This is a genomic window from Shinella sp. 20P9.1.1, from assembly GCF_057798995.1.
Genome location: NZ_JBYOLC010000001.1, coordinates 630,881 through 654,738, shown reverse-complemented (window position 1 = coordinate 654,738; position 23,858 = coordinate 630,881). Strand labels below are relative to the sequence as shown.

Here is a 23,858-nt window from a genome sequence, read left to right as displayed (position 1 = left end):
GGGGGAGCAGCCGAGGGCTGACAATCGATACAATTGTTCGATTGCGAACGCCCTTGCGCTCTCATATCTCTGCGTCACTGATATCGTGACCGGGAGGACACCCGTGGCCCTGACGCAAAACCTCATCCGCCGCCTGGACAACCGCGACCTCTTCGCAGCGATCGCCGATCCGACATGGCTCGGCCTGCCCGCGGGCGGCGCGACCTTCGAGGTGTTCAATCCCGCGACCGGTGAGCTGCTCGCGGAAATCCCGGACATGGGCATCACTGAGACACGGGCCGCCATCGAGCGCGCCACCGAGGCACAGACGGAATGGGCCGCCCGCACGGCCCGCGAACGGTCCGACACGCTCTGGCGCTGGCACCAGCAGATCGTGCGCCACACCGACGATCTCGCCGCCATCCTGACCGCCGAGATGGGCAAACCGCTCGCCGAGGCGAAATCGGAGGTGTCGCACGCCGCCGCCTATCTGCAATGGTATGCCGAGGAGGCGAACCGCATCTATGGCGAGACCATTCCCGCGCCCTCGCGCGACCGGCGCATGATTGTCATCAAGCAACCGATCGGCGTGGTCGGCGCCATCACGCCGTGGAATTTCCCGGCATCGATGGTCGCACGTAAGATTTCGCCGGCACTTGCCGCCGGCTGCACGGTGGTGCTGAAGCCGGCGGAACAGACGCCGCTGGTGGCGGGCGCGATGTTCGCGCTGGCGGAGAAGGCCGGCTTTCCGCCCGGCGTCGTCAACCTGATCTATGCCTCGGAGGGCGATGCCGTCGGCCGGGAACTCTGCACCCATCCCCAGGTGCGCAAGATCAGCTTCACCGGCTCGACGGAAGTCGGCCGCCTGCTGATGCGGCAATGTTCGGACCAGGTGAAGAAGCTCAGTCTCGAACTGGGCGGCAACGCTCCCTTCATCGTCTTCGACGATGCCGATGTCGACGCGGCCGTCGACGGCGCCATCCAGGCAAAGTTCCGCAATGCGGGCCAAACCTGCGTTTCGGCGAACCGCCTCTACGTGCAGGCCGGCGTGCATGACGAATTCGCCGAAAAGTTCACCGCTCGCGTTCGGACGCTCTCCGTCGGCGACGGGTTTGATCCCGATGTCGCGATCGGCCCGCTGATCGATACGCGCGCGCTCGCCAAGATCGAGGCGCATGTCGCCGATGCGGTCGAACGCGGCGGCAGCGTGCAGTGCGGCGGAAAGCGGATCGAGGGTGCGGGCACGTTCTTTGCGCCGACGGTGCTGACCGGCATCGCCCGCGACATGCGCATCGCGCAGGAAGAGACGTTCGGGCCGCTCGCCCCCATCATCCGCTTCACGGATGCCGATCAGGTGGTGCGCGAGGCGAACGACACGATCTACGGTCTTGCCGCCTATTTCTACGCCTCCAATCTCAGCCGCGTCTGGCGGGTCGCCGAGGCGCTGGAATATGGCATGGTCGGCATCAATACCGGCCGCATGTCCTCGGAAGCCGCGCCCTTCGGCGGCGTCAAGCAATCCGGCATGGGCCGCGAGGGCTCCCGCCATGGGCTGGAGGATTATCTGGAGATGAAATATCTCTGCATGGGCGGCATCTGACGGTTACAGGCTGGTGGTAATGCCGCCGTCGACATAGAGCGTGTGGCCGTTCACGAAGGACGAGGCGTCGCTCGACAGGAACACGGCCGCACCGATCAATTCCTCGACATTGCCCCAGCGGCCGGCCGGCGTGCGCTTTTCCAGCCAGGCGGAAAAATCGGGATCGTCGACCAGCGCCTGGTTGAGCGGTGTGCGGAAATATCCAGGCGCGATCGCGTTGATCTGTAACCCGTGTTTCGCCCAGTCGGCGCACATGCCGCGGGTCAGGTTCTTCACCGCACCCTTGGTCGCGGTATAGGGCGCGATGCCCGGCCGTGCCAGCTCGCTCTGGACGGAGGCGACATTGACGATCTTGCCGCGGCCCCGCGCGATCATGCGGCGGGCGACCGGCTGGCTGACGAAGAAGACGCTTGAAATGTTGGTCGTCAAAAGCTGTTCCCAGCGCTCGACGGGAAAGTCCTCGAGCGGCGTGCGAAACTGCATGCCTGCGTTGTTGATCAGGATGTCGATCGGCCCGATCTCGTTTTCGATCCGCTCGATTTCCGGCGCGATCACCGCGGGATCGGTAACGTCGAATGTCGCGGCATGGGCCGGGTAATCCTTGTCGCGAAGGGTGGCCGCAGCCGCCTGCACCGCCGATGCATTCCGGCCGTTGAGCACGACGGTCGCCCCCTGCTGCGCCAGACCTTCGGCAAGGGCAAAGCCGATGCCCTGGCTCGAACCGGTGACGAGGGCGACCCGCCCGGCGAGGGAAAACAAGGTGTTGCTGCTCATGGCCTACTCCGGAAACGTGCTGAGAAAACGATCCTCAGAAGATCCACCGTGGTAACCGATCTCTGGCGGGAAGGCGAGGATCGGAAGCGTGGAGCATACGATCGGGCAGCACCGCCCCGCCGAAGCGAGGCGGCCATCGTCGTGCGTCAGTGCAGACCGAAGAGGTTCAGCAACTCCTCGCGATAGCGCACGAAATCCGGCGAACTGCGGTCGCGCGGTCGCGGCAGGTCGACGTCGATCAGCCGCGGCGCAGCGTTCTTCTCGCGCGGCAGGATGAGGATGCGGTCGGCCAGATAGACGGCTTCTTCGAGGTCATGGGTGACGAGGATGGTCGTCACGTCCTCATCGCGCCAGATGCGGGTCAGCTCCTGCTGCATGCCGATCTTCGTCATGGCGTCGAGGGCGCCGAGCGGTTCGTCGAGCAGCAGGATTTCCGGCTGCACCGCCAGCGCGCGGGCAATGCCGACGCGCTGTGCCATGCCGCCGGAGAGCTGGCGGGGATAGGCGGTCTCGAAGGCCTGGAGCCCGACCAGTTGGACATAACGGCGCGCGCGGTTAAGTGCCTCCGCACGACCGACACCGCTCGTATCGAGCCCGAAGGCCACGTTTTCAAGCACGGTCAGCCAGGGCAGAAGCCGCGGCTCCTGAAAGATGACGGCACGCTCGGTGCCCACGCCCCGGATCGCTTTGCCGTCGATCAGCACATCGCCGCCGTCGGCCGTGTCGAGCCCGGCGAGAATGCGCAGCAGCGTCGTCTTGCCGGAGCCGCTGGCCCCCACGATGGCGAGGCTTTCGCCGGAACGGATATCGAGGTTGATATCGCTGAGGACGGGCAAGGGCTTGCCGTTCAGGGCGAAGGACTTCGAGAGGTGACGGATCGTCACCTCTCCCCGTACGGTCTGGGACGAAAGGCTCATCGCTCCACCTCAGTTCGTCGCGGCTTCAGGCGAGAAGAGCACGTCCTTAGCAGCGAGCTGGCCTTCCTTCAGCTTGCCCTCGCGCACCAGCACGTCGATCCAGAACTGCACGTCACGCTCGACCGGCAGGCCACCGGCCCGCACGCCGTAACCGCGGAAATATTGAGCGATATCAGGATTCTCGCCGCGCTCTTGCAAGGCCTTCGCGAAGATCTTGCGGGTTTCCTCCGGATGCTCGCGGGCATAATCGAGCGCGCGGGCGGACTGTTCCACGAAGGTCTTGGCCGCCTGCGGATGCGCCTTCACGAAATCGCGCCGCAGCACCACGAAGCCGCCGGCGATCTCGCCCAGCACGTCCGTATCGCCGAAGATGGCGCGCAAGCCGCCATTCTTCTTCGCCGCTCCTTCGAAGGTCGTCTGCCAGTAGCCGAAGGCGGAGATGTCCACCTGGCCGGAGCGCAGCACCTGTTCGAGCTGCGGGCCGGGTACGACGACCTGGTTGGCGGCGTCCGTCGGCAGGCCCGCCTTATGCAGGGCCTCGCGGATCGTATAGTCGAGATGGGCGCCCAGCGTGTTCACCGCGATGGTTTTGCCCGCGATGTCCTTGATCTCCTTGATGGGGCTGTCTTCCAGCACATAGAAGATCGACTGGACCTCCGCATTGATGCCGTTCGAGGGATAGGCGGCGACGAAATCGTTGCCGCTGACGATGGAGTTGAGCACGGCGGCGGTTGCCGCACTGCCGATCTCCGCATCGCCGGAGGCAAGCGCGATCAGCGAGGCAGGTCCGCCAGCGGCATAGCCGATATTTTCCAGCTTGATGCCGGTTCCCTCGAAATAGCCGAGTTCGGCGGCGAGTTCATGGGCGGAAAGACCGCCCTGGCTGGCGAGATAGCGGAGCGTCACGTCCTCCGCCGAGGCAGCGCCGGCAAATCCGAGGAAAAGCGCTGCGGAGAGAAGGAGCTTGCGGGAATGGAAGTTCATTGCGGTGTCCTTTCGGAAAGGGGGAACGGTTTCAGACGGTGGGCTGCGACCAGCGGCAGAGCTTGCTCTGGAGAAGCACGAGCGCGGCATTGGCAAGCAGGCCGAGCAAGGCGAGCAGAAGGATCGCCGCGAACATCAGCGGGATCTGGAAATTGTACTGGGCGTTCATCACCTGAAAGCCGATGCCTTTGTTGGCGCCGATCATCTCGGCCGCGATGAGCAGCAGCAGCGCCGTGGTGGCGGAGAGGCGCAGGCCCACGAAGATCGCCGGAACCGAGGCCGGCAGCACGACGCGGCGGAAGATGGTGAAGCGGCCCGCGCCATAGGTGCGTGCCATTTCGATGAGCTTGGTATCGACCTCCTTCACGCCGCCGATCGTCGACAGCAGGATCGGAAACAGCGTTGCCCAGAAGATCACGAAGACTTTCGAGGTCTCGCCGAGCCCAAGCAGCAGGATGAAGACCGGATAAAGCGCAAGCGCCGATGTCTGGCGGAAGAACTGGAGCAGCGGGTCCAACGCCTGTTCGACGACGCGTGCCTGCCCCATAACGAGCCCGAGCGGAACGCCGATGACGACGGCGGCGAAGAAGGCGATGCCGGCGCGCTGGAGGCTGATGGCGATGTCGTCGAGCAGCGCGCCGCTCGCAAGACTCCCCCAGAGCGCGGAGACGATGGCGTCGAGCGGCGGAAAGACGGAAGGGTTGACCCAACCCCGCGTGCTCGAAATCTGCCAGAGCGCCAGGAACGCCAGCACCAACCCGTAACGGGCAAAGAATGGCGCAAGGAACGTGTTGAGCTTGGACACGTAAGCGGGGACCGCACGCGGCCGGTTCGTCAGGCGGAAATCAGCGCCGAGCGTCGAGTTGAGGTTTTCGTAGGACATGGGCTGCGCCTCACTCCGCGGCCTGGACGGCGGCGTCTGCGCCGGCCCAGCGGTTTATGGGGAACGGCAGGCCGAGGTTTTCGCGCAGTGTCGTGCCCTCGTAGGCCGTGCGGAACAGGCCGCGCCGCTGAAGCTCCGGGATGACGAGATCGACGAAATCGTCGAGCGCCGTCGGCAACCATGGCGGCAGGATGTTGAAGCCGTCGGCGGCCTCGTTCTCGAACCATTCCTGCAACGTATCCACGATGGTTTCCGGCGTGCCGACGATGGTGAAGTGGCCCCGCGCCGTGGCGATCCACTGGTAGAGTTCGCGGATCGAGAAATTGTTCTCGTCGGCGATCTGGCGAATGAGTGCCTGGCGGCTCTTCATGCCCTCGGTTGGCGGCGCGGGCGGCAACGGGCCATCAATGTCGTAGCCGCGCAGGTCGAGCGTGCCGCCGGTCAGACCGTTAAGCAGGCCCACGCCGTCTTCTTCGAGGATCAGCGATGTCAGGCGCTCGTATTTCTCGCGAGCCTCCTCCAGCGTGCGGCCGACGAAGGGGGCTACGCCGGGCATGACAAGCACGTGATCCGGGTTGCGGCCAAAGCCGCGGGCGCGGGCCTTGATGTCGCGGTAGAATTCCTGCGCCGTATCGAGATGCTGGTGGGCGGTGAAGATCACCTCGGCCATGGCGGCGGCAAGCCCGCGCCCGTCCTCCGATTGCCCGGCCTGCACGATGACCGGATGGCCCTGCGGCGAGCGAGGAACGTTGAGCGGCCCGCGCACCTGGAAATGTTCGCCGCGATGCTCGATTTCGTGCAGCTTTGCCGGGTCGTAGAATACGCCGCTTTCCCTGTCGCGGATGAAGGCATCGTCCTCAAAGCTGTCCCAGAGCTTCTTGACCACCTCGACATGCTCGGCGGCACGGCGATAGCGCGCGGCATGGGGCAGCTGGGTCTCGCGGTTGAAGTTCTGTGCGGTCGGATCGCCCGTCGTCGTGACGACGTTCCAGCCGGCGCGGCCACCCGAAATCAGATCGAGCGAGGCGAACTTGCGGGCCGTGTTGAAGGGCTCCTCATAAGTCGTCGATGCGGTGGCGATGAACCCGAGATTGGTCGTGAAAGAGGCGAGCGCGGAAAACAGCGTCACCGGTTCGAAGCCGGCGATGCGGGCATTGCCGCCCTCCCGCGCCCCGCCGAAACCGATGGCGAGATTGTCGGCGAGAAAATAGGCGTCGAATAGGCCGCGCTCGGCCGTCTGGGCGAGCTGCTTGTGGAATTCGAAGCTCGTCGCGCCATCCACCGGCTGGTCGGGATGCCGCCAGGCGGCAACGTGCTGCCCACCACCGGGAAGGAAGGCGCCAAGTCTGATCTTGCGTGTCATATCATGTCCTTTCAAGGAGGCCGGCTGCGGCCACAGGTTCACGATCCCGCCCGTGGCGGGTTGCAGCATTTCAAGATGTCGGAGGGACTTTGCGCTTAGCGCGAGACCGCGTGGTAGCGGCCGTCCTGGTAGAGCAGCGAATGACCGGTACCGAGGCGGATCGACAGAACCTTGCCGATGACGATCACATGGCTGTGCCGCTCGATGGCCTCTTCAACCGTACAATCGATTGCGGCAACGGCATCGATGAGCAATGGGGCGCCACTTACGGCCGTCGTCCATTCTCCACCGCGATACCGATCAGGACCGCGCAGGCCGCCCCGGCCGGCGAACTGGTTGGCCAGACTCTCGTGTTCCGCGCCGACGATGTTGATACCGAAATGGCCGTAGCGTTCGACGACGGGCCAGGTGGAGGATGTGCGGTTGAGCGAGACCAGCATGCGTGCAGGCTCGACCGAAAGCGCGGTGGCCGATGTGACGGTGGCGCCGGTGCGGGCCTCCCCCTCGCCCGCCGTGATGATGCTGACGCCGCCGCCGAGCGTCCGCAAGGCCGCCTTCAGGCTGTCGGCATCGGCCGGATGGTCGAGCAACGTCGTGTTGTGGGTATTGAAATGCGTGTTTTCGGCATGAGCATTCATCGTTCCCGCTCCACTGCAATCGTCTGATGCTCATAGGGATAACAAACGAAAACGAGGGGCAGCAGGCACGACTTTTCTAAATTGACTGTTTTTATAGAAAATATGCATTTCCCTCTGAGCGAAACCCGACACTTCGCCGCCGCCTTACGCCCCGACGTATCAGTCCATGCCCAGCTGTCGCCGTATTCGGCTGCTTGATGACGCCTTTCGACAGAAAGGACCCGCCTTGTTTGCCATTCGCCACACCGCTGCCCTCGCAGCCACCGTTCTGGCTCTCTTCGCGGCCGGTTGCCAGAAGCAAAAGGAGCCCGAAGCCGCGGCTACCGTGGAATCCGGCATCTGCAAGCGCGAAGCGGCTGACGCCCTCGCCGGCAAGGACAAGATTTCCGATGCCGAGGCGATGAAGCTGACGGGTGCGACGATCGTGCGTCAGATCAAGCCGGGCGACGGCGTGACGATGGACCTGCGGCAGGAACGCGTGACCATCGAGACCGACCCGGCGACCGGAAAGATCACCCGCGCCATGTGCGGCTGATCGAAATACCGTTTCGACGGTTTTTGCGGGGGAGGATCCAGACGGGGGCCTCCCCTTTTTCATGCACGTTTGTTCGCATTCCGGATTTTGCGCCGTCGTATTCCAGGCAGCGTCGTGGGCACCGTCTTCATCGGCGTAAAGCGGGTGCGGCCGATCTGAGAAGACAGACTGGCCGTTACTGTTCGACGAGGCTCTTCTGCGTGAACAGCTGGACGAGGTCGACCGCCTCATGGGGCTTGGCGTCCAGCTGGAGATGGCTTTCGATGTGCCTCAGGTGAAGCGTCATCATCCAGGCCGCCTTTTCTGCGTCTCGCGTGTGGAAAGCGTGAACGATGGACGCGTGGTCGTCGTCGCGACAGCTGTTCAGGCCCGGCGCGCCGAAGAGACCGATGATGAGGGAGGTGCGCGTCACGAGTTCCTTCATCGTGCGGATCAGGATCGCGTTGCCGGCGATCTGCGCAAGCATGGTGTGGAACTGGCCGGAGAGACGGATCGCGTCGTGCCGGTGCCGCTCCTTGTGCGCCACATATTCCATTTCGAGGAGCCGGTTCAGTTCCGCGATATCGTCCTCGCTGGCGCGCTGGACGGCAAGGCGCGTGATGTTCGGCTCCAGCGCAAGGCGCGCTTCGAAGACCTCGCGCGCCTGATCGGGCGTCGGCGAGGCGACGAAGGCGCCGCGATTGGCATGAAGCTCGACAACTTCGCGGCTGGCCAGCAGCAGAAGCGAGCGGCGGATGCGCATGCGCCCGACGCCGAAAGCCTCGCACAAAGCTGATTCCGAGAGCTTCGTTCCCGGCGGCAATCTCTGCTCGACCACGGCTTCGAAGATACGCTCGACGATATCGCTTTCGTCGATCTCCTCCGCCTCGATCAGATTTTCCCGCCCCAAATCAACCACCGCATCACCTCGATATGCGCACTCTGCTGCACCCGGCTTCTAAATAGGGCCGATTTCATCAACCAACAAGCCACGATTTCGTCGATCAAACTTCCTCGCGTTGTGCACGACCACTTGACAGGATTGTTAACAATGCATTGAATGCTTTTGCCAAGGCCTGATGTGGCCGCCCTCGCGGCCCACCAGCCATTAGAAAATAAATCAATGGCCCAGAGGAAGAACAACATGCACAAGCGTACATTCCTGAAGTTTTCCGCCCTCGCCGCAGCGACGTTCCTGTCTCTGCCGCTGATGGCGCATGCCGAGAACGCCAAGCTGAAGATCGGCTTCGTCGGCGTCACCTCCGGCCCGGCCGCCGCCTGGGGTATTTCCAACCAGCGCTCGATGGAAGCCCGCGCCGCCTGGCTCAACGAACTCGGCGGCGTGAAGATCGGCGACAAGACCTACGACATCGAGATCGTGCCCTTCGACGACCAGAAGGACCCGAAGCGCGCCATCGCCGGCATGGAAAAGATGGCACAGGACGGCGTGCACTATGTCGTCGGCCCGAATGTCGATGACGGCGCGGCAGCAGTGCGCCCGGTCGCCGAGCACAACGGCATCATGTATTTCCCCTACGCCTTCCCGAAAGAGCTTTTCACCGCACCGGCCTCCAACGCGATCCTCGGCATGGTGGCAAACTACCAGTCTGGTCCGGCCATCTATAAGTATCTCAAGGAAAACAAGGGCGTGAAGAAGGTGGCCTTCGTCGCCGCGAACGAATCCGACCCGCTCAGCCAGCGTGAATCCGGCATTGCCGCCGCTGAGGCGCTCGGCCTTGAAGTGGTGTCCGGCAACGTGACCTACCAGGTGGATACGACCGACTTCACACCGGTCCTGCTGCCGGTCATCCAGGCGTCGCCCGACCTGCTCGTTCTCTCGGGTGTTTCCCCGGCCAACGCGCCGCAGCTCATCCGTTCGGCCCGCGAGCTTGGCTATACCGGCTTCATTTCCACGGAAACGGGGCAAGATGCGACCGTTCTGCAGGAAGGTGCAGGCGAGCTTGCCGAGGGCTTCATCTCGGTCGGCGGCGCGTCCACGCCGGAACTCGCCAGCGACACGATGAAGGAATTCGTTGATCGCTATACGAAGATGTTCGGCGAGTACAACGACGAGTCCAACACCAAGGTCTACGCGCTCGAATACATTATCGAGACGCTGAAGGCGAACCCGGCCGCCATCGACAATGTCGAGGAATACAAGAAGACCATGGACACGTTCGAAGCGCCGAACCCGTTCATGAAGGGCGATGCCAAGCTGAAATATGTCGGCATGACCTCCTTCGGCCAGAAGCGTCAGGTGTCCGTCCCGCTCGTCGTGAACGAGTACAAGGGCGGCAAGTTCGAGACGATGTTCGTCGGCCAGGTCGACTGATCGGAGCCTAGGCACTGATGAGACAGGGGATCCGGACGGCGCCGCGTCGTTCGGCCGGGTCCCCTTTGCCTGAACGTCCTTCCATTGGAGGCTCACGATGGAACAGATAATCGCCAACGGTCTCTATCTCGGGGCGCAATATGCGTTGATCGCCCTCGGACTGACCCTGATCTTCTCGCTGATGAACGTTTTGAACTTCGCCCACGGGCAGATGTACGTTTTCGGCGGCTTCGTCACCTATACGGTCGTCGTCCAGCTCGGCCTGCCCTTCGTCGTCGGCCTGTTCGCTTCGGCGATTGTGCTTGCGATCATGGGGGCGGCCATCGAAAAATTCCTCTTTGCGCCGGTCGTGCGCCGCTCCAAGCGCGATGAATCGACCATGCTGCTTGCAGCCGGCGTCGCCTTCTTCCTCGATGCCGTCATCCTGCTCTTCTTCGGCGAAAAGCAGCGCGGCGTGCCGAAAATCGTCAACGGCGTGCTCAACCTCGATATGCGCATCATCATGCCGTACGACCGCATTCTGATCGGCGTGCTCGCCATCCTGCTGATCGTGGTCTTCATCGGCTTCATGAACTACTCCAAGACCGGCCGCGCCATGCGGGCGCTCGCCCAGGACAAGATGGCGGCGCAGCTGATGGGCGTGAACGTCGCCCGTTACTCGATGATCGGCTTTGCGCTCGGCGCGATGCTGGCCGGCCTCGTCGGCGGCCTTCTCGTCACCATCACCGGCGTCAATCTCGGCATGGGCGGCCCGACCTCGGTCAAGGCATTCCTGATGATCATGATCGGTGGTGCGGGCGTCATTTCGGGCGCGATCGCCGGCGGTTTCATCCTCGGCATGATGGAGAGCGTCGGCCTGACCGTGCTCTCGGCCTATGGCGACATCACCTATCTCGTCATCTTCGCCACGTTGATGGTTTTCCTCGCCGTCCGCCCGCAGGGGCTGATGGGCAAGCCGTGGGGTTAAGGTCATGAACACGAAAAGACTTCTCGGCTTCGCAGCCTTCCTTCTCACCGTCTTCGTTCTCGTCCCGCTGTTCATCAACGCGACCGGGCGCTGGGACTTCTACTACACGCTGACCTCGGTCGCTCTGCTCTCCGTCGGTGCGGCCGGTGTCTGGCTCACCTTCTATATCGGCCGCATCAATATCGGTCAGGGCGCTTATGCGCTGGTCGGCGGCTACGTTTCGACGATCCTCGTCACGAAGGCCGGCGTCTCGTTCTGGTGGACGCTGCCGCTGGCAGGCCTGTTCTGCGCCTTCATCTCCGTGCTGATCGGTCTGCCGATCCTCCGGCTGCGCGGCGTTTACTTCGCCATGGTCACGCTGGTTCTGACGGAAGTCGCCCGCCTGGCCGCCCTCGCCCTGCCGATCACCAACGGCGCCAAGGGCATCACCTCGATCCCGCAGCCGGGCGCGCTCTCGCTCTTCGGCCTAACCATCATCCCGGACTTCGCAACGCTCTCCAATCCGCGCGTCGGCTTCTATGTCATGGCCGTGGTGCTGATGATCCTCACCTATCTCGTGCTCTGGCGCATCGTGAATTCGCGGCTCGGCCATCTCTGCCGCAGCCTTCAGCAGAATGAGGAACTGTCGGCCTCGATCGGCGTCAACACCGCCTATCTCCGCCTGCTCGCCTATGCGATCTCCTCGTTCTTCGGCGGCATTGCAGGCGCCATGTTCGCCTCCATCGCCCAGTCGATCTACCCGTCGTCCTTCGTGGTCGCCGACAGCGTGAACTTCATGCTCTACTGCTTCCTCGGCGGCCTCGGTTACGTCTTCGGCCCGATGCTCGGCACGCTGCTGCTCTATTTCGGCTGGGACCTGCTGTCGATCGCCAAGGAATACCAGCTGCTCATCTATTCCGGCGTCATGATCCTGCTCATGCTGGTCCTGCCGAACGGTGTCCTCAGCCTTCTCGACAAGAAGGAGGGCCGGGCATGACCCCGATCCTGCAGATCAAGAACATCACCAAGCGCTATGGCGGCCTGACGGCGGTGAACGACGTCACCTTCGACGTCAACAAGGGGGAAATCCTCTCGGTGATCGGCCCCAACGGTGCGGGCAAATCGACACTGTTCAAGCTGATCTCCTCCTTCGTGCCGGCGACATCGGGCGAAGTGCTGTTCAACGGCACGCGCATTTCGAGCCTCGCGCCGCACAAGGTCGCGCAGATGGGCGTGGTGCGCACCTTCCAGGAAACGACGATCTTCCGCTCCATGACAGTGCGCGAAAACATCATCGTCTCCCATCATCTGCGCTCGAAGGCGAGCCTCTTCGGCTTCTTCATCGGCACCAGGCAGGCGAAGGAGGACGAGGCGGCCTTCGCCAAGTCGGCCGACGACATCGTCGATTTCCTCGGCCTGCAGGCGATCCGCAACGAGCTCGCCTCCAACCTGCCGCAGGGGCATCTGCGCGCGCTCGGCATGGCCATCGGCCTTGCCACCGATCCGAAGGTCATCCTGCTCGATGAGCCCTTCGCCGGCATGAACCACGACGAGACGATGAAGATGGTCGGGCTTGTCCGCCGCCTTCGCGACGAGCGTGGCGTCACTGTTCTTCTCGTCGAACACGACATGCCCGCCGTGATGAAGATCAGCGACCGCATCGTGTGCATCAACTTCGGCCAGAAAATCGCCGAGGGCACGCCCAAGGAAATCCGCGAGAACGAGAAGGTGATCGAAGCCTATCTCGGCTCCGAAGATGCGGCGATCGGGATGTAAGCCATGACAAAGATATTGAGCGTTGAGAATATCGAACTCTACTACGACCATATCTATGCGCTGAAGGGCGTGTCGATCGATGTGGACGAAGGCGAAACCGTCGCGCTGATCGGCGCGAACGGGGCAGGCAAATCCTCGATCCTGCGGGCGATCACCGGGCTCCGGTCCGTCAAGTCCGGTCAGATCTTCTACCAGGGACAGAAGCTGAACGGCACCTCGGCGGCAGAGATCGTGCGGCGCGGCATCTCCATGGTGCCGGAGGGACGGCGCGCCTTCCCGCTGATGTCCGTCAAGGACAACCTGCTGATGGGCGCCTTCACCCGCACCGACAAGGCGGAAATCGAGCAGACGCTGGAAAACGTGCTGACGCGCTTCCCCCGCCTGCGCGAGCGCTACCACCAGCAGGCCAGCACCATGTCCGGCGGCGAGCAGCAGATGATGGTGATCGGCCGCGCGCTGATGGCCCGTCCGAAACTCCTGCTGCTGGACGAACCATCGCTCGGCATCGCGCCGAAACTGGTGCAGGACATCGCCCGCGCCATCGTCGCCATCAGCCGCGACGAGAAGGTCTCAATCCTCCTCGTCGAGCAGAACAGCCGCATGGCGCTGTCCATCTCGAACCGAGCCTATGCGCTCTCCACCGGGTCGATCGCGCTGTCAGGCAACTCGAAAGAGCTGATGAACGACGACCGCATCAAGGCTGCTTACCTCGGAGGCGAGCTCTGACATGAAAATCCTCGTCATCAACCCCAACACGACCGCCTCGATGACGGATCATATCGGGAAGGCGGCGCGCGCCGCCGCCTCTCCCGGCACCGACATCACCGCCGTCAACCCGGCGCATGGCCCCGTCTCCATCGAAGGCTATTTCGACGAGGCGATGAGCCTCGCCGGCCTGCTCGACACGATCCGCCGCAATCCCGATTGCGACGCCGTCGTCATCGCCTGTTTCGACGATACCGGCCTCGATGCCGCCCGCTGCCTCACCGACAAGCCGGTTATCGGCATCGGCGAGGCCGCCTATCACTTCGCCTCGATGATCGCGAACAAGTTCTCCGTCGTCACGACGCTTGCCCGGTCCGTGCCGGCGCTGGAGCATAACCTTGCCCGCTACGGCCTCGACGCCCGCTGCGCCCGCGTGCGCTCGTCCGAGGTCGCCGTGCTGGAACTCGAGCAGCCCGGCTCGAATGCGCGGCAGAAGATCAGCGCGGAAATCGGCGTCGCCGTTGCCGAAGATCGCGCCGAGGCCATCGTGCTGGGCTGCGCCGGTATGGCGAGCCTCGCGGCCGATCTTGCCGCCGAACACGGCCTGCCCGTGCTCGACGGCGTCTCCTGCGCGGTCAAGATGGCCGAAGCCATGGCCGGTCTCAACATGCGCACCTCCCGCCTCGGCGGCTACGCCCCACCGCCGGCCAGCAAGCTGGAGAGCATATTCGGATCCTAGTTTGGGGCTTCACGCTCCCATGCTCTGGATGGAACATCTGCGGTAATTATATTATTGTTCATCCATGTTCATGGCCCTATTCGCCATGGACATAAGGGGGCGGTGCATGCAATTTGCGGGCGTATTTTCGGGACGGGAGATTGCCGCATGGCGCCGAAAGCAGCCAATTCCAGCCGGGGGCGCTCGCCGGCTGTCCATCGTGCCCTAAAGCGCGCGATCCTCGATCAGGCGCTTCTCCCTGGAGCGAAGCTTCCGGAAGACCTGCTTGGCGAGCGTCTCGGGGTCAGCCGCACGCTCGTGCGCGAAGCACTGGTGCGGCTCAGCGAAGAAGGCTTGGTCGACCTGACGCCCAACAAGGGCGCGACGGTCGCGCGACCGACGCTGGAGGAAGGGCTGGACCTCTTCCTCACACGCATGGCCCTCGAACGCCTCGTCGTGGAATCGCTTTCGGGCAAGCTGACAAAGGCGCAGATCGAAACGCTGACCGCGCATATCGCGGCGGAGGAGGCCGCCAAGCCGGAGCATGCGGTGTCGATCCGCCTTGCCGGCGAATTTCACACCATACTCGCCCAGATGACCGAAAATGCCAGCCTGATCCGCTATGTGAACGAAACCGTCGCCCGAAGCTCCCTCATCCTGGCGCTCTACGGACGGCCGCACTCTTCGGATTGTGCCGTATCCGAACACCAGGAAATCCTTGAGCATCTCATCGCAGGCCAGACGGATGCCGCCTCCAAGCTGATGATGCACCATCTCGACGCGATCTCGGCCCGCGCGCTCCTGCCACGCGACAGCGACCGGGACATGAAGGACGTGCTCTCGGACTATGCCGTGGCAGAAGGCCTGCTCTGACCTGCATGGCCTGCTCGCGTCATCGCGCCGCCCAAAAAATCTGTAACAAACCGATCGAGCCGCTATGCTGCGGAGACGATGATGGTGTTGGAGCCTTCCATGCCGGGTGAAAACGATACTCTCTTGCGAGAACGCATGACGATCCGTGGCGAGCTCGACGCGGACAGTTTTCTGCCGTGGATCCGTCGCCATGCCGCCAAGCTCGGCCTTTCCCAGGCCATCACCCATAGCGGTCCGGACCGCATCGAGGTGGACCTTGCCGGCGCGCCGGAGCTCATCGATATGATGGAGGTTGGCTGCCTGCTCGGCCCGATTAACGTATGGGTTGAAACCATCGATCGCAGGTCCGTCAGCAATGCCGGTGGATAGCCGGAAAAGCCGCCATTCCTGTATTTGATCAAACTTGCCAATGCGGAACTGTTTGTGCAAACGTAGAGGGGATCTTTCGCCTTCTGCAAAATCAAGCGGTTGAAGTCACTTGGAAAATATCCTCATGCCTGCGGAGCCGACGGGCTCTTGGGTTCCGGTCGCCCTTTCTTCCGATCTGCCGGCGGGAACCGTCATGCCGGCCCGCATTCCCACCGGCGCGCTGGCCCTTTGGCGTAGCCAGTCCGGCCATGTCGCCGCCTCGGCGGATCGATGTCCGCACCGTGGGATGAGCCTTTCGCACGGCTTCGTGCGCGGCGAGACGCTGTCCTGCATCTATCACGGCTGGAGCTACGGGCAGGCCGGGAACTGTCTTCGCATCCCCGCCCATCCGGGACTGACGCCGCCCGAAGCGATCCGCACCGTCACCCATCCGGTGACAGAAGCCGATGGCGTGGTCTGGGTCGCCGTCGGCGAGCCCGCCGCCGCGCCGCCTGCCCTTGCCGGCCTCGTGTCCTTGCGCTCGCTCACCGCCTTCGCCGACATCGCCGCCATAGAGGCGGCTGCCGGCGCCAAGGCCAATGCCGAAGGGCTGCTGGAAGCGGAAGGCATCCGCCTGCTGCTGTCGTCTGCGAAGGATGGCGAAACCCTCATTCATATACTGGTATCGGCCGACGCCGGCCCGGCCGCCCGCATCGCAGCGGCGCGCGCTGCCGAAAGCCTTCGCCGCAAGGCCGAGGACTTCCAGAAGAAGGGAGCCGCCCAATGAGCATAGGTCCCATGCTCGATGAATGGTACCCGGTCGGCATTTTCGGCCAACTCGACGAGACCGGCCGCAAGACCATGCTGATGGGAGAGCCGATCGTGGTCGCGCGCGACGAGAACGGCGACGCCAAAGTGACCGACGGCGCCGGCCGCAGCCTGCCGGTGCGCGTGCGCTACGGCCATGTCTGGACGTCGTTGGGCGATCCGAAGAAGGAGCTCTTCGCCATTCCCGAGGCCGACCAGCCGGGTCGCCGTTTCGTCGATGTCGGCGTGGTGCGCGTGCGCTGCTCGCCCCTGCGCGCCGTCGAGAATTTCCTCGACATCGCCCATTTCCCCTTCGTGCACACCGATATTCTCGGCGCCGAGCCGCATACGGAAGTGCAGGCCTACAAGGTCGAAATCCGCGAGGATGTCGACGAGGTCTGGGCGACCCAGGTGCAGTTCTACCAGCCGCAGGCCGCGAAATCGGCGAGCGGCGGCATCACCACGCAATATATGTACCGCGTGGCCGGACCGACCTCTACCGTGCTCTACAAGACCTGCCCGCCGAAGCCGAGCGAATGGGACGTTATCACGCTCTTCGTGCAGCCGCTCGCCGAAGACCTTTGCGACGTCTGGCCCTGGATGGCGCTGTTCGACGACGACACGCCGATGACCGATCTCATCCATTTCCAGCAGACGATCTTCCTGCAGGACCGCTCGATCCTGGAAAACCAGGTGCCGCGCCTCCTGCCGCTCGATCCCGGCATGGAAATGCCGACGCGCGCGGACCTGACCTCCGTCGCGTACCGGCGCTGGCTCAAGCGTCACAACTTTACCTATGGCGCGCAGCTGGTGGCGCAATGATGAAGCTTTACGACTACATTCTCTCGCCGAGCTGCTACAAGGTGCGCCTGATGGCGGCGTTGTGCGGCGTCAAGCTCGACCTGCGCGCCGTGGATTTCCATCCCGGCCTCGAACATCGCGGCCCGGAACTCTTGGCGCTCAACCCGGCCGGTTCCATCCCCATCCTCGAAGACGGCGACGTGCTCCTGACCGAGTCCTCCGCGATGCTCGTCTATCTCGCGGCGAAAGCGGCACCGGATTGGCTCGCCGGCAGCGATGCACAAGAGGCCGCCCGCGTGCAGCAATGGCTGTCCTTCTCCGGTCGGCTGACGGCCAGCCTCGGCGGCGCGCGCCTGCATGAAATGCTGCTGCGGCCCGGCGATATCGGCGCCCTTCAGGCATCGGGCATCGCCGCCCTTCGCGAACTGGAACTCGGCCTCGTCGAGCAGGCGGAACGCGGACAGAAATTCCTTGCGGCCGACCGGCCGACGGTCGCCGATATCGCCTGTTTCCCCTATGTGGCACTCGCGCCCGACGGTGGTGTGCCGCTCGATCCCTATCCGGCGATCCGCCTGTGGTCGCGCCGGCTTCGCTCCCTTCCCGGCTTCATCGAAATGCCCGGCATCCACCGGCTGCACGAATTGAAGCCGGAGCCGCAGCTCGAAACGGGCGAGGCGTGACATGAGCGGCCATCTCCTGAAGAACTGCGCCGCCGTGATCGTCAATGACGGCAACGGCCCCACGGTCCGGCGCAATGTCGACCTCCTCACCGAGGGCCCCGCCATCAAGGCGATCGGCGAGAACCTGTCCGCCGGCCCCGGCGTTCAGGTGCAGGATGCCACAGGCTGGTTCGTCTATCCCGGCCTCGTCAACACCCATCACCATTTCTTCCAGTGCTTCGTGCGCAACCGCGCCGATCTCGACTGGACGAAACTGTCCGTCATCGAGTGGCTGGACCGCATCTATCCGATCTTCTCGCAGCTCGACGAGGAATGCTTCTACCACTCCTCCGTCACGGCGATGGCCGAACTGATCAAACACGGCTGCACCACCGCCTTCGACCACCAGTACAATTTCCCGCGCCATGCCGGAAAGCGGCTGATCGACCGGCAGTTCGAGGCCGCAGATCTCTTGGGCATGCGTTTCCACGCCGGCCGCGGCGGCAACACGCTGCCGAAATCCGAAGGGTCGACCATCCCCGACGCCATGCTGGAGACGACGGACGAATTCATCGCCGATTGTGCCCGCCTGATCGACACCTATCACGACGCAAAGCCCTTCAGCATGCGCCAAGTCGTCGTCGCGCCGTGCCAGCCGGTGAACTGCTATCGCGAGACCTTCGTGGAATCCGTCGCGCTGGCGCGTGATCGCGGCGTCTTTCTGCATACCCATGTCGGCGAGGGCGAGAGCCCGGTCATCACAGCACGCCATGGCAAACGCACCGTCGATTACCTGGAAGAACTGGGTTTCGCCGGCCCGGATGCCTTCTACGCCCATTGCTGGGAACTGACGCATGACGAGCTGAAGACCATGGCAGCAAGCGGCACCGGCATCTCGCATTGCTCGGAGCCGGTCTATCTCGTCGGTGCGGAAGTGACCGACATTCCCGCCATGGCCGCCTTCGGCCTGCGCGTCGGCCTCGGCTGCGACGGTGCTGCCTCCAACGACAACTCCAACCTGATGCATTGCCTGCATTCGGCCTACATGCTGCAATGCCTCGTCGCCTCGACGCGCAAGCATCCCGTACCCGACCCCGCCGATTTCCTCGGCTATGGCACGACGGGCGGCGCGAGCCTGCTCGGACGGCCGGATATCGGCCGGCTCGCGCCCGGCATGGCCGCCGATCTCTTCGCCATAGACACACGCCGCATGGATTATGTCGGCACGCGGCATGATCCCATAAGCCTGATCCCGCGCGTCGGCATCGGCATGGCGACGGACATGACGATGATCAATGGCCGCATCGTCTGGCAGGACGGCGAATTCCCCGGCCTCGATGAGGCCAGGCTTGCCGCCGACGCGGAAGCCGTACTCGCCACCGTAGAATTCTAAAAAACCAACCAGAGGGAACCATCATGACCAACCTGACCCGCAGAAACCTGATGAAGGCCGCGGCCGCCACCGGCCTTGCCGGCGTGCTCGGCAGCCGCCTCGCCTTTGCCGCCGACGAACCGCTCGGCATCACGCTCGTCGTGCCCTCGCCGATCGGCGATGTGGGCTGGGGCCACGCACTTTCCGCAGCGCTCGAGCCGGTGAAGGCCAAGTACGGCGACAAGGTGAAGGTCACGGTGCTGGAAAACATCATGGAAGGCCCCGATGCCGACCGTATCATGACCAAGACCGTCGCCGACGGGAACAAGTTCCTGATCGCCGGCTCCTTCGGTTATCAGAACGGCGCCCTCCAGATCGCCCGCCGCGATCCCACCGTCACCGTGCTGCATGCCTCCGGCTTCCAGGTCGCGCCGAACTTCTCGCCCTTCGCGGCAAAATATTTCCAGAGCACCTATCTGCTCGGCATGGCGGCCGCGGCGGTCTCGAAGACCGGCAAGCTCGGCTCGGTCTCGGCCTTCGCGATCCCGGAACTGATCACCTCGATCAACGCCTTCGCGCTCGGCGCTCAGGCCGTGAACCCCGATATCGAAGTCTCGGTCGTCTGGGTCAATTCCTGGTTCGATCCGGCCAAGGAGCAGGAAGCGGCCAAGGCCCTGATCGCCCAGAAGTGCGACGTGATCTTCTCCAACGCGCAGGACACGCCTTCCGTCGTGGCGGCTTGCGAGGACGCCGGCGTCTATTCCTTCAATCTCAATTCCTCGATGAAGAAATACGCCGAGAAGACCTACCTCGGCTGCGTTGCCACCGACTGGTCGCCCTTCTTCCTCGCCTCGGTCGAAGCGCATCTCGCCGGCACCTTCAAGGGCGCCAATGCCTTCCTCGGCGTCGCCGACAAGGTCGTGAAGGTGACGGACTGGAACCCCGCTATTCCGGCCGACATGATGACGAAGATCAAGGACGTCGAGGCCAAGATCGCCGACGGCAGCTTCTCGCCCTTCACCGGCCCGATCGCCAAAGCGGATGGCAGCGAAGGTGTCGCAGCCGGCGCAACTATGACGGATGCCGAAATCGTCGCCATGGATTGGCACGTCAAGGGCGTCACCACCCCGCTGCCGAAGTAAGTCCATGACCCCGCCCCTCCTGTCGCTGCGCGGCATTTCGAAAAGCTACGGGCCGATCAAGGCCAACCAGGGCATCGACCTTGACGTGGCAGACCGGTCGATCCACGCGATCCTCGGCGAGAACGGGGCGGGGAAATCGACGCTGATGAAACTCATCTACGGCGTCGAACAGCCGGACGACGGCACAGCCACCTGGCAGGGCGAACCTCTCGCCCTCGCCTCCCCCGCTGAAGCGCGCCGGCAGGGCATCGGCATGGTCTTCCAGCATTTTTCGCTGTTCGAGACCCTGACGGTGGTGGAGAATATCCGCCTCGTCGTACCCGGCAGGAAAGCGGAGCTGACCGAGCGCATCCGCACGCTCGGCCGCGACTTCGGCCTGGAGGTCGATCCGCTGGCCCATGTGCATGCGCTCTCCGTCGGCGAACGCCAGCGGGTGGAGATCATCCGCTGCCTGATGACCAATCCGAAGCTTCTAATCCTCGACGAGCCGACCTCGGTCCTGCCGCCGCAGCTGGTGGAAAAGCTCTTCGATACGCTGCGGCGCCTGCGCGACGGCGGCGTTTCCATTCTCTTCATCTCGCACAAGCTGGAGGAAATCCGGGCGATCTGCGACCGCGCGACGATCCTGCGCGCCGGCCGCGTGACCGGCAATGTCGATCCGCGCGAGCATGACGCGCATGATCTCGCCCGCATGATGATCGGCCGCGACATGCCCGAGCCGATGCCGGCCGAACCCAGGACCGGCGGCGACAAGCAGCTCGAGATCATCAATCTCGACCATACGCCCGACGATCCCTTCGCCGTGCCGCTCGCCGATATCAATCTGACGGTGCATGCCGGCGAGATCCTCGGCATCGCCGGCGTTTCCGGCAACGGCCAGAGCGAACTCGCCGCCCTGATCTCCGGCGAGACGCGGCTTTCCCGACACGAGAAGGACCGCATCCGCATGATGGGTGCCGATGTCGGCCAGCTCGGCCCGGCCGCTCGCCGCGCGCGCGGCTTCGCCTTCGTGCCGGAAGACCGGCTCGGCCGCGGTGCTGTGCCTGAAATGTCGCTGGTATTGAACGGGCTGCTCACCGCCCATCCGTTGAAGCTACTGAAAAACGGCCTCGTCGACAAGGCTGGGGCCACCGCCTTTGCCGAGACCTGCATCCGTGACTTCGACGTGCGCACGCCTGGTCCGCAGGCCGAGGCCGGGGCGCTTTCCGGCGGAAACCTGCAAAAGTTCATCGTCGGCCGTGAGATCATGCTGGCGCCGAAATTGCTGTTCGTTGCGCAACCGACCTGGGGTGTGGATATCGGCGCCGCCTCGGCCATTCGTCGGCGGCTGATCGCGCTGCGCAATGCCGGCATGGCGATCCTCGTCATATCAGAGGAACTGGAAGAACTCTTCGAACTCGCCGACACGATCCAGGTGCTCTATCACGGCCGCCTCAGCCCGCCGCTCGTGACGCGCGACACCAGGCCGGAAGAGATCGGTCGCTACATGATGGGCGCAAAGCCGGAAAAGGCCGACGCATGAGCATGACGCATTTCCTGCCCAACCTCGTGCGCCGCGAACGCGCCTCGCGCAAGGCGATGCTGTTCGCGCCCCCACTGGCGCTCGCCGCCGCGATCCTGCTCAATCTCGCGCTCTATGTGCTGATGGGCCGCGACCCCGCCGCCGTCGTGCATGCCATGCTGCTCGAACCCTTCCTCTCCTGGTCGTCGTTTTCCGAAGTGCTCTTGAAGACCGGGCCGCTGCTTCTCATCGCGCAGGGCCTCGCCATCGGCTTTCGCGCCAAGGTGTTCAATATCGGCGCGGAGGGGCAGTTCATCCTCGGCGCGATCTTCGCCTCGGCCATTCCGATCTGGTTTCCGCAGGCGACCGGCGGCTGGATCTGGCCCTCCATGCTGCTGATCGGCGCCATCGGCGGCGCGCTCTGGGCCGGCATTACCGCATTCTGGCGCGTGCGGCTCAATGCCAACGAAATCCTCGTTTCGCTGATGCTGAGCCTGGTCGCCGCGCAGCTCCTCTATTATCTGCTGCTCGGCCCCTGGAAGGATCCGAACGGTTTCAACTTTCCGCAATCCGTGATGTTCCAGTACGACGCCATGGTGCCGACGCTGTTTGCCGGCACGCGCGTCAACGTCTCGCTGCTCATCGCATTCGCCCTCTCGCTCGCAGCCTGGGTCTTCATGCAGAGAAGCTTCATGGGCTACAAGCTGCAGGTCGGCGGCCTTGCACCGCGCGCGGCCGGCTATGCCGGCTTCAGCGAAGGACGGGCGATCTGGCTGTCGCTGCTGATCGGTGGTTTCGCCGCTGGCCTTGCGGGTGGCGCGGAAGTCGCCGGTCCGCTCGGCCAGCTCCAGCGCTCGATTTCCACCGGCTACGGCTATTCCGCGATCATCGTCGCCTATCTCGGCGGCCTGCACCCGATCGGTATCGTCATCTCTTCGCTGGTGATGGCGGCGATCTCGATCGGCGGCGACAATGCCATGGTCTCGGCCAATCTGCCGATCGCCGCCGTGCGTGTCTTTCAGGGCAGCCTCTTGCTTGCCTATCTCGTCGCCGTCGCCTTCGTGCGCTATCGCCTCGAATGGCCGCATGTCACCGCGCGGAGCCCGTCATGAACGCCGTCGAATTCATTCTCGCCGGCATGCTGGCGGCAGCCACGCCGTTCCTGCTTGCCGCCCTCGGCGAACTGGTGGTCGAGCGTGCCGGCGTGCTCAATCTCGGTGTCGAGGGGCTGATGGCCTTCGGTGCGGTCATTGCCTTCCTCGTCGTCTATCACGGCGGCGGGCATTTCATCGCCTTCATCGCCGCCGGGGTCTGCGGCGCGCTGCTCTCGCTCGTCTTCGCCCTCATCGCGCTCGGTTTCCGCGCCAATCAGGTCGCGACGGGCCTTGCCATCGGCATTCTCGGACAAGGCCTGGCTGCGCTTTTCGGCAAAAGCTACGAGAGCCTGACGGTGAAGGGCCTGCCGAAGATCGGCATTCCCGGCCTTTCCGACCTGCCTGTCGTCGGCGGTCTCTTCGCGCAGGACGCCGTCGTCTGGCTGTCGGCGCTTGCGACACTGGCGATCTGGGCGACTTTCGCTTTCACCAAGACCGGCCTCGTCATTCGCGCCGTCGGCGAAAATCCGAAGGCGGCGCATGCCATCGGCTATCCCGTCATCGGCGTGCGCGTCGCCGCCGTCGCCTTCGGCGGCATGATGGCCGGCCTTGCGGGTGCTTATGCCTCGGTGGTCTATACCCCGCTCTGGGCCGACGGCATGATTGCCGGCCGCGGCTGGATCGCGATTGCCCTCGTCGTCTTCGGCACCTGGCTGACCGGCCGCGTCTTCCTCGGCGCCTGCCTGTTCGGCGCCGTCTCGCTGATGAGCCTTGCCGCCCAGACGACCGGGCTCGATCTGCCCTCGCAGTTGCTGTCGAGTCTGCCCTATATCGTCACCATCATCGTGCTCGGCATCATCTCCGCCGATCGCCGCCTGCTCAAGCTCAACGGTGTCGCCTCGCTTGGAGAGCCTTTTGAACGCTGATTTTCATGCTGATACCCAACAATATTCCTGTCAGGGCCACAGATATGCCCAATCGGGCTTGAATGGATTTGCGTCACGCGTAAGACTATAATCCATAGGATTGTTCCCAGCCTTGCCAACACAACGCGAATAAGCGGTTGCAGGGGCGCAGAACGATGCTTAAGCTACAGCAGTGGCCACAACGGCACTGAGATCACGAGGATAAC

The 23,858-nt window shown here is 63.9% G+C and carries 25 protein-coding genes; 18 read left to right on the top strand and 7 right to left on the bottom strand.

Annotation, left to right across the window (positions count from 1 at the left end; translation table 11 throughout):
- Positions 1-103 precede the first annotated feature (103 nt).
- Positions 104-1,579, top strand: coding sequence for an NAD-dependent succinate-semialdehyde dehydrogenase (locus AC27VQ_RS03060; RefSeq protein ID WP_488715155.1), 1,476 nt, complete (start codon positions 104-106; stop codon positions 1,577-1,579).
- 3 nt (positions 1,580-1,582) lie between these two features.
- Here AC27VQ_RS03060 and AC27VQ_RS03055 read toward each other — a convergent pair whose 3' ends face one another.
- From AC27VQ_RS03055 to AC27VQ_RS03030, 6 genes are all read right to left on the bottom strand, one after another.
- Positions 1,583-2,353, bottom strand: coding sequence for an SDR family oxidoreductase (locus AC27VQ_RS03055; protein WP_421589838.1), 771 nt, complete (start codon positions 2,351-2,353; stop codon positions 1,583-1,585).
- Positions 2,354-2,499: 146 nt separating this feature from the next.
- Positions 2,500-3,270 (bottom strand): ABC transporter ATP-binding protein, encoded by a 771-nt coding sequence (locus AC27VQ_RS03050; RefSeq protein WP_488715154.1) that lies wholly within the window; start codon positions 3,268-3,270, stop codon positions 2,500-2,502.
- A 9-nt stretch (positions 3,271-3,279) separates the two neighbouring features.
- Entirely contained in the window at positions 3,280-4,254 is a 975-nt protein-coding gene (locus AC27VQ_RS03045; protein ID WP_488715153.1) for an ABC transporter substrate-binding protein, read from the bottom strand.
- A gap of 31 nt (positions 4,255-4,285) precedes the next feature.
- Positions 4,286-5,137: an ABC transporter permease gene (locus AC27VQ_RS03040; protein ID WP_488715152.1), complete on the bottom strand. Its 852-nt coding sequence runs from the start codon at positions 5,135-5,137 to the stop codon at positions 4,286-4,288.
- Positions 5,138-5,147: 10 nt separating this feature from the next.
- Positions 5,148-6,500, bottom strand: coding sequence for an LLM class flavin-dependent oxidoreductase (locus tag AC27VQ_RS03035; RefSeq protein WP_488715151.1), 1,353 nt, complete (start codon positions 6,498-6,500; stop codon positions 5,148-5,150).
- 95 nt (positions 6,501-6,595) lie between these two features.
- Positions 6,596-7,138 carry a flavin reductase family protein gene (locus tag AC27VQ_RS03030; RefSeq protein WP_488715150.1) on the bottom strand — a complete coding sequence of 181 codons (543 nt, stop codon included), beginning with the start codon at positions 7,136-7,138 and terminating at the stop codon, positions 6,596-6,598.
- A gap of 226 nt (positions 7,139-7,364) precedes the next feature.
- On the opposite strand from AC27VQ_RS03030, the gene AC27VQ_RS03025 reads away from it, so the two are divergent.
- Entirely contained in the window at positions 7,365-7,673 is a 309-nt protein-coding gene (locus tag AC27VQ_RS03025) for an I78 family peptidase inhibitor (protein ID WP_488715149.1), read from the top strand.
- Positions 7,674-7,848: 175 nt separating this feature from the next.
- Here the strand turns inward: AC27VQ_RS03025 and AC27VQ_RS03020 are convergent, their stop codons facing one another.
- Positions 7,849-8,571 carry a GntR family transcriptional regulator gene (locus AC27VQ_RS03020; RefSeq protein ID WP_488715148.1) on the bottom strand — a complete coding sequence of 241 codons (723 nt, stop codon included), beginning with the start codon at positions 8,569-8,571 and terminating at the stop codon, positions 7,849-7,851.
- 225 nt (positions 8,572-8,796) lie between these two features.
- On the opposite strand from AC27VQ_RS03020, the gene AC27VQ_RS03015 reads away from it, so the two are divergent.
- The 16 genes from AC27VQ_RS03015 to AC27VQ_RS02940 all read left to right on the top strand — a co-directional run bounded on the left by AC27VQ_RS03015 (position 8,797) and on the right by AC27VQ_RS02940 (position 23,652).
- On the top strand, positions 8,797-9,984 hold the full coding sequence (locus AC27VQ_RS03015; protein ID WP_421589846.1) for an ABC transporter substrate-binding protein: 1,188 nt from the start codon (positions 8,797-8,799) through the stop codon (positions 9,982-9,984).
- A gap of 97 nt (positions 9,985-10,081) precedes the next feature.
- Positions 10,082-10,951, top strand: coding sequence for a branched-chain amino acid ABC transporter permease (locus AC27VQ_RS03010; RefSeq protein WP_313530408.1), 870 nt, complete (start codon positions 10,082-10,084; stop codon positions 10,949-10,951).
- 4 nt (positions 10,952-10,955) lie between these two features.
- On the top strand, positions 10,956-11,927 hold the full coding sequence (locus AC27VQ_RS03005; RefSeq protein ID WP_488715147.1) for a branched-chain amino acid ABC transporter permease: 972 nt from the start codon (positions 10,956-10,958) through the stop codon (positions 11,925-11,927).
- Positions 11,924-12,706 carry an ABC transporter ATP-binding protein gene (locus tag AC27VQ_RS03000; protein ID WP_421589848.1) on the top strand — a complete coding sequence of 261 codons (783 nt, stop codon included), beginning with the start codon at positions 11,924-11,926 and terminating at the stop codon, positions 12,704-12,706. The genes AC27VQ_RS03005 and AC27VQ_RS03000 overlap by 4 nt, the downstream gene beginning before the upstream one ends.
- A gap of 3 nt (positions 12,707-12,709) precedes the next feature.
- A complete protein-coding gene (locus AC27VQ_RS02995; RefSeq protein ID WP_117369848.1) occupies positions 12,710-13,432 on the top strand; it encodes an ABC transporter ATP-binding protein in 723 nt (240 codons plus the stop codon).
- A 1-nt stretch (position 13,433) separates the two neighbouring features.
- Entirely contained in the window at positions 13,434-14,150 is a 717-nt protein-coding gene (locus AC27VQ_RS02990) for an aspartate/glutamate racemase family protein (RefSeq protein WP_488715146.1), read from the top strand.
- Between the two features lie 147 nt (positions 14,151-14,297).
- Positions 14,298-15,002 carry a GntR family transcriptional regulator gene (locus tag AC27VQ_RS02985; RefSeq protein WP_421589850.1) on the top strand — a complete coding sequence of 235 codons (705 nt, stop codon included), beginning with the start codon at positions 14,298-14,300 and terminating at the stop codon, positions 15,000-15,002.
- A gap of 99 nt (positions 15,003-15,101) precedes the next feature.
- Positions 15,102-15,371 (top strand): acylphosphatase, encoded by a 270-nt coding sequence (locus tag AC27VQ_RS02980; protein ID WP_313530394.1) that lies wholly within the window; start codon positions 15,102-15,104, stop codon positions 15,369-15,371.
- 124 nt (positions 15,372-15,495) lie between these two features.
- The gene (locus AC27VQ_RS02975) at positions 15,496-16,137 is read left to right on the top strand and encodes a Rieske 2Fe-2S domain-containing protein (RefSeq protein ID WP_488715145.1); all 642 of its coding nucleotides are present in this window, start codon (positions 15,496-15,498) and stop codon (positions 16,135-16,137) included.
- A complete protein-coding gene (locus AC27VQ_RS02970; RefSeq protein WP_488715144.1) occupies positions 16,134-16,979 on the top strand; it encodes an aromatic ring-hydroxylating dioxygenase subunit alpha in 846 nt (281 codons plus the stop codon). Before AC27VQ_RS02975 ends, AC27VQ_RS02970 begins: the two co-directional genes overlap by 4 nt.
- A complete protein-coding gene (locus AC27VQ_RS02965) occupies positions 16,979-17,638 on the top strand; it encodes a glutathione S-transferase family protein (protein ID WP_488715251.1) in 660 nt (219 codons plus the stop codon). The genes AC27VQ_RS02970 and AC27VQ_RS02965 overlap by 1 nt, the downstream gene beginning before the upstream one ends.
- Position 17,639: 1 nt before the next feature.
- Entirely contained in the window at positions 17,640-19,010 is a 1,371-nt protein-coding gene (locus AC27VQ_RS02960; protein WP_488715143.1) for an amidohydrolase, read from the top strand.
- A gap of 23 nt (positions 19,011-19,033) precedes the next feature.
- Positions 19,034-20,131, top strand: a complete 1,098-nt coding sequence (locus tag AC27VQ_RS02955) for a BMP family ABC transporter substrate-binding protein (RefSeq protein ID WP_488715142.1) — start codon at positions 19,034-19,036, stop codon at positions 20,129-20,131.
- A gap of 4 nt (positions 20,132-20,135) precedes the next feature.
- Positions 20,136-21,653, top strand: a complete 1,518-nt coding sequence (locus tag AC27VQ_RS02950; RefSeq protein WP_488715141.1) for an ABC transporter ATP-binding protein — start codon at positions 20,136-20,138, stop codon at positions 21,651-21,653.
- Positions 21,650-22,744, top strand: a complete 1,095-nt coding sequence (locus tag AC27VQ_RS02945; RefSeq protein WP_488715140.1) for an ABC transporter permease — start codon at positions 21,650-21,652, stop codon at positions 22,742-22,744. Before AC27VQ_RS02950 ends, AC27VQ_RS02945 begins: the two co-directional genes overlap by 4 nt.
- Positions 22,741-23,652 (top strand): ABC transporter permease, encoded by a 912-nt coding sequence (locus AC27VQ_RS02940; RefSeq protein WP_488715139.1) that lies wholly within the window; start codon positions 22,741-22,743, stop codon positions 23,650-23,652. Before AC27VQ_RS02945 ends, AC27VQ_RS02940 begins: the two co-directional genes overlap by 4 nt.
- The last annotated feature ends 206 nt before the right edge of the window (positions 23,653-23,858 follow it).

Excerpts from the sequence above, each read along its gene's own strand:
- AC27VQ_RS03030 (WP_488715150.1), bottom strand. The coding sequence starts at position 7,138 with ATGAATGCTCATGCCGAAAACACGCATTTCAATACCCACAACACGACG.
- AC27VQ_RS02985 (WP_421589850.1), top strand. The coding sequence starts at position 14,298 with ATGGCGCCGAAAGCAGCCAATTCCAGCCGGGGGCGCTCGCCGGCTGTC.
- AC27VQ_RS03040 (WP_488715152.1), bottom strand. The coding sequence starts at position 5,137 with ATGTCCTACGAAAACCTCAACTCGACGCTCGGCGCTGATTTCCGCCTG.
- AC27VQ_RS02970 (WP_488715144.1), top strand. The coding sequence starts at position 16,134 with ATGAGCATAGGTCCCATGCTCGATGAATGGTACCCGGTCGGCATTTTC.
- AC27VQ_RS03050 (WP_488715154.1), bottom strand. The coding sequence starts at position 3,270 with ATGAGCCTTTCGTCCCAGACCGTACGGGGAGAGGTGACGATCCGTCAC.
- AC27VQ_RS03010 (WP_313530408.1), top strand. The coding sequence starts at position 10,082 with ATGGAACAGATAATCGCCAACGGTCTCTATCTCGGGGCGCAATATGCG.
- AC27VQ_RS02995 (WP_117369848.1), top strand. The coding sequence starts at position 12,710 with ATGACAAAGATATTGAGCGTTGAGAATATCGAACTCTACTACGACCAT.
- AC27VQ_RS03005 (WP_488715147.1), top strand. The coding sequence starts at position 10,956 with ATGAACACGAAAAGACTTCTCGGCTTCGCAGCCTTCCTTCTCACCGTC.
- AC27VQ_RS03035 (WP_488715151.1), bottom strand. The coding sequence starts at position 6,500 with ATGACACGCAAGATCAGACTTGGCGCCTTCCTTCCCGGTGGTGGGCAG.
- AC27VQ_RS03055 (WP_421589838.1), bottom strand. The coding sequence starts at position 2,353 with ATGAGCAGCAACACCTTGTTTTCCCTCGCCGGGCGGGTCGCCCTCGTC.
- AC27VQ_RS02960 (WP_488715143.1), top strand. The coding sequence starts at position 17,640 with ATGAGCGGCCATCTCCTGAAGAACTGCGCCGCCGTGATCGTCAATGAC.
- AC27VQ_RS03000 (WP_421589848.1), top strand. The coding sequence starts at position 11,924 with ATGACCCCGATCCTGCAGATCAAGAACATCACCAAGCGCTATGGCGGC.
- AC27VQ_RS03045 (WP_488715153.1), bottom strand. The coding sequence starts at position 4,254 with ATGAACTTCCATTCCCGCAAGCTCCTTCTCTCCGCAGCGCTTTTCCTC.
- AC27VQ_RS02950 (WP_488715141.1), top strand. The coding sequence starts at position 20,136 with ATGACCCCGCCCCTCCTGTCGCTGCGCGGCATTTCGAAAAGCTACGGG.
- AC27VQ_RS03015 (WP_421589846.1), top strand. The coding sequence starts at position 8,797 with ATGCACAAGCGTACATTCCTGAAGTTTTCCGCCCTCGCCGCAGCGACG.
- AC27VQ_RS02945 (WP_488715140.1), top strand. The coding sequence starts at position 21,650 with ATGAGCATGACGCATTTCCTGCCCAACCTCGTGCGCCGCGAACGCGCC.
- AC27VQ_RS02965 (WP_488715251.1), top strand. The coding sequence starts at position 16,979 with ATGAAGCTTTACGACTACATTCTCTCGCCGAGCTGCTACAAGGTGCGC.
- AC27VQ_RS02975 (WP_488715145.1), top strand. The coding sequence starts at position 15,496 with ATGCCTGCGGAGCCGACGGGCTCTTGGGTTCCGGTCGCCCTTTCTTCC.
- AC27VQ_RS02955 (WP_488715142.1), top strand. The coding sequence starts at position 19,034 with ATGACCAACCTGACCCGCAGAAACCTGATGAAGGCCGCGGCCGCCACC.
- AC27VQ_RS02980 (WP_313530394.1), top strand. The coding sequence starts at position 15,102 with ATGCCGGGTGAAAACGATACTCTCTTGCGAGAACGCATGACGATCCGT.
- AC27VQ_RS02990 (WP_488715146.1), top strand. The coding sequence starts at position 13,434 with ATGAAAATCCTCGTCATCAACCCCAACACGACCGCCTCGATGACGGAT.
- AC27VQ_RS02940 (WP_488715139.1), top strand. The coding sequence starts at position 22,741 with ATGAACGCCGTCGAATTCATTCTCGCCGGCATGCTGGCGGCAGCCACG.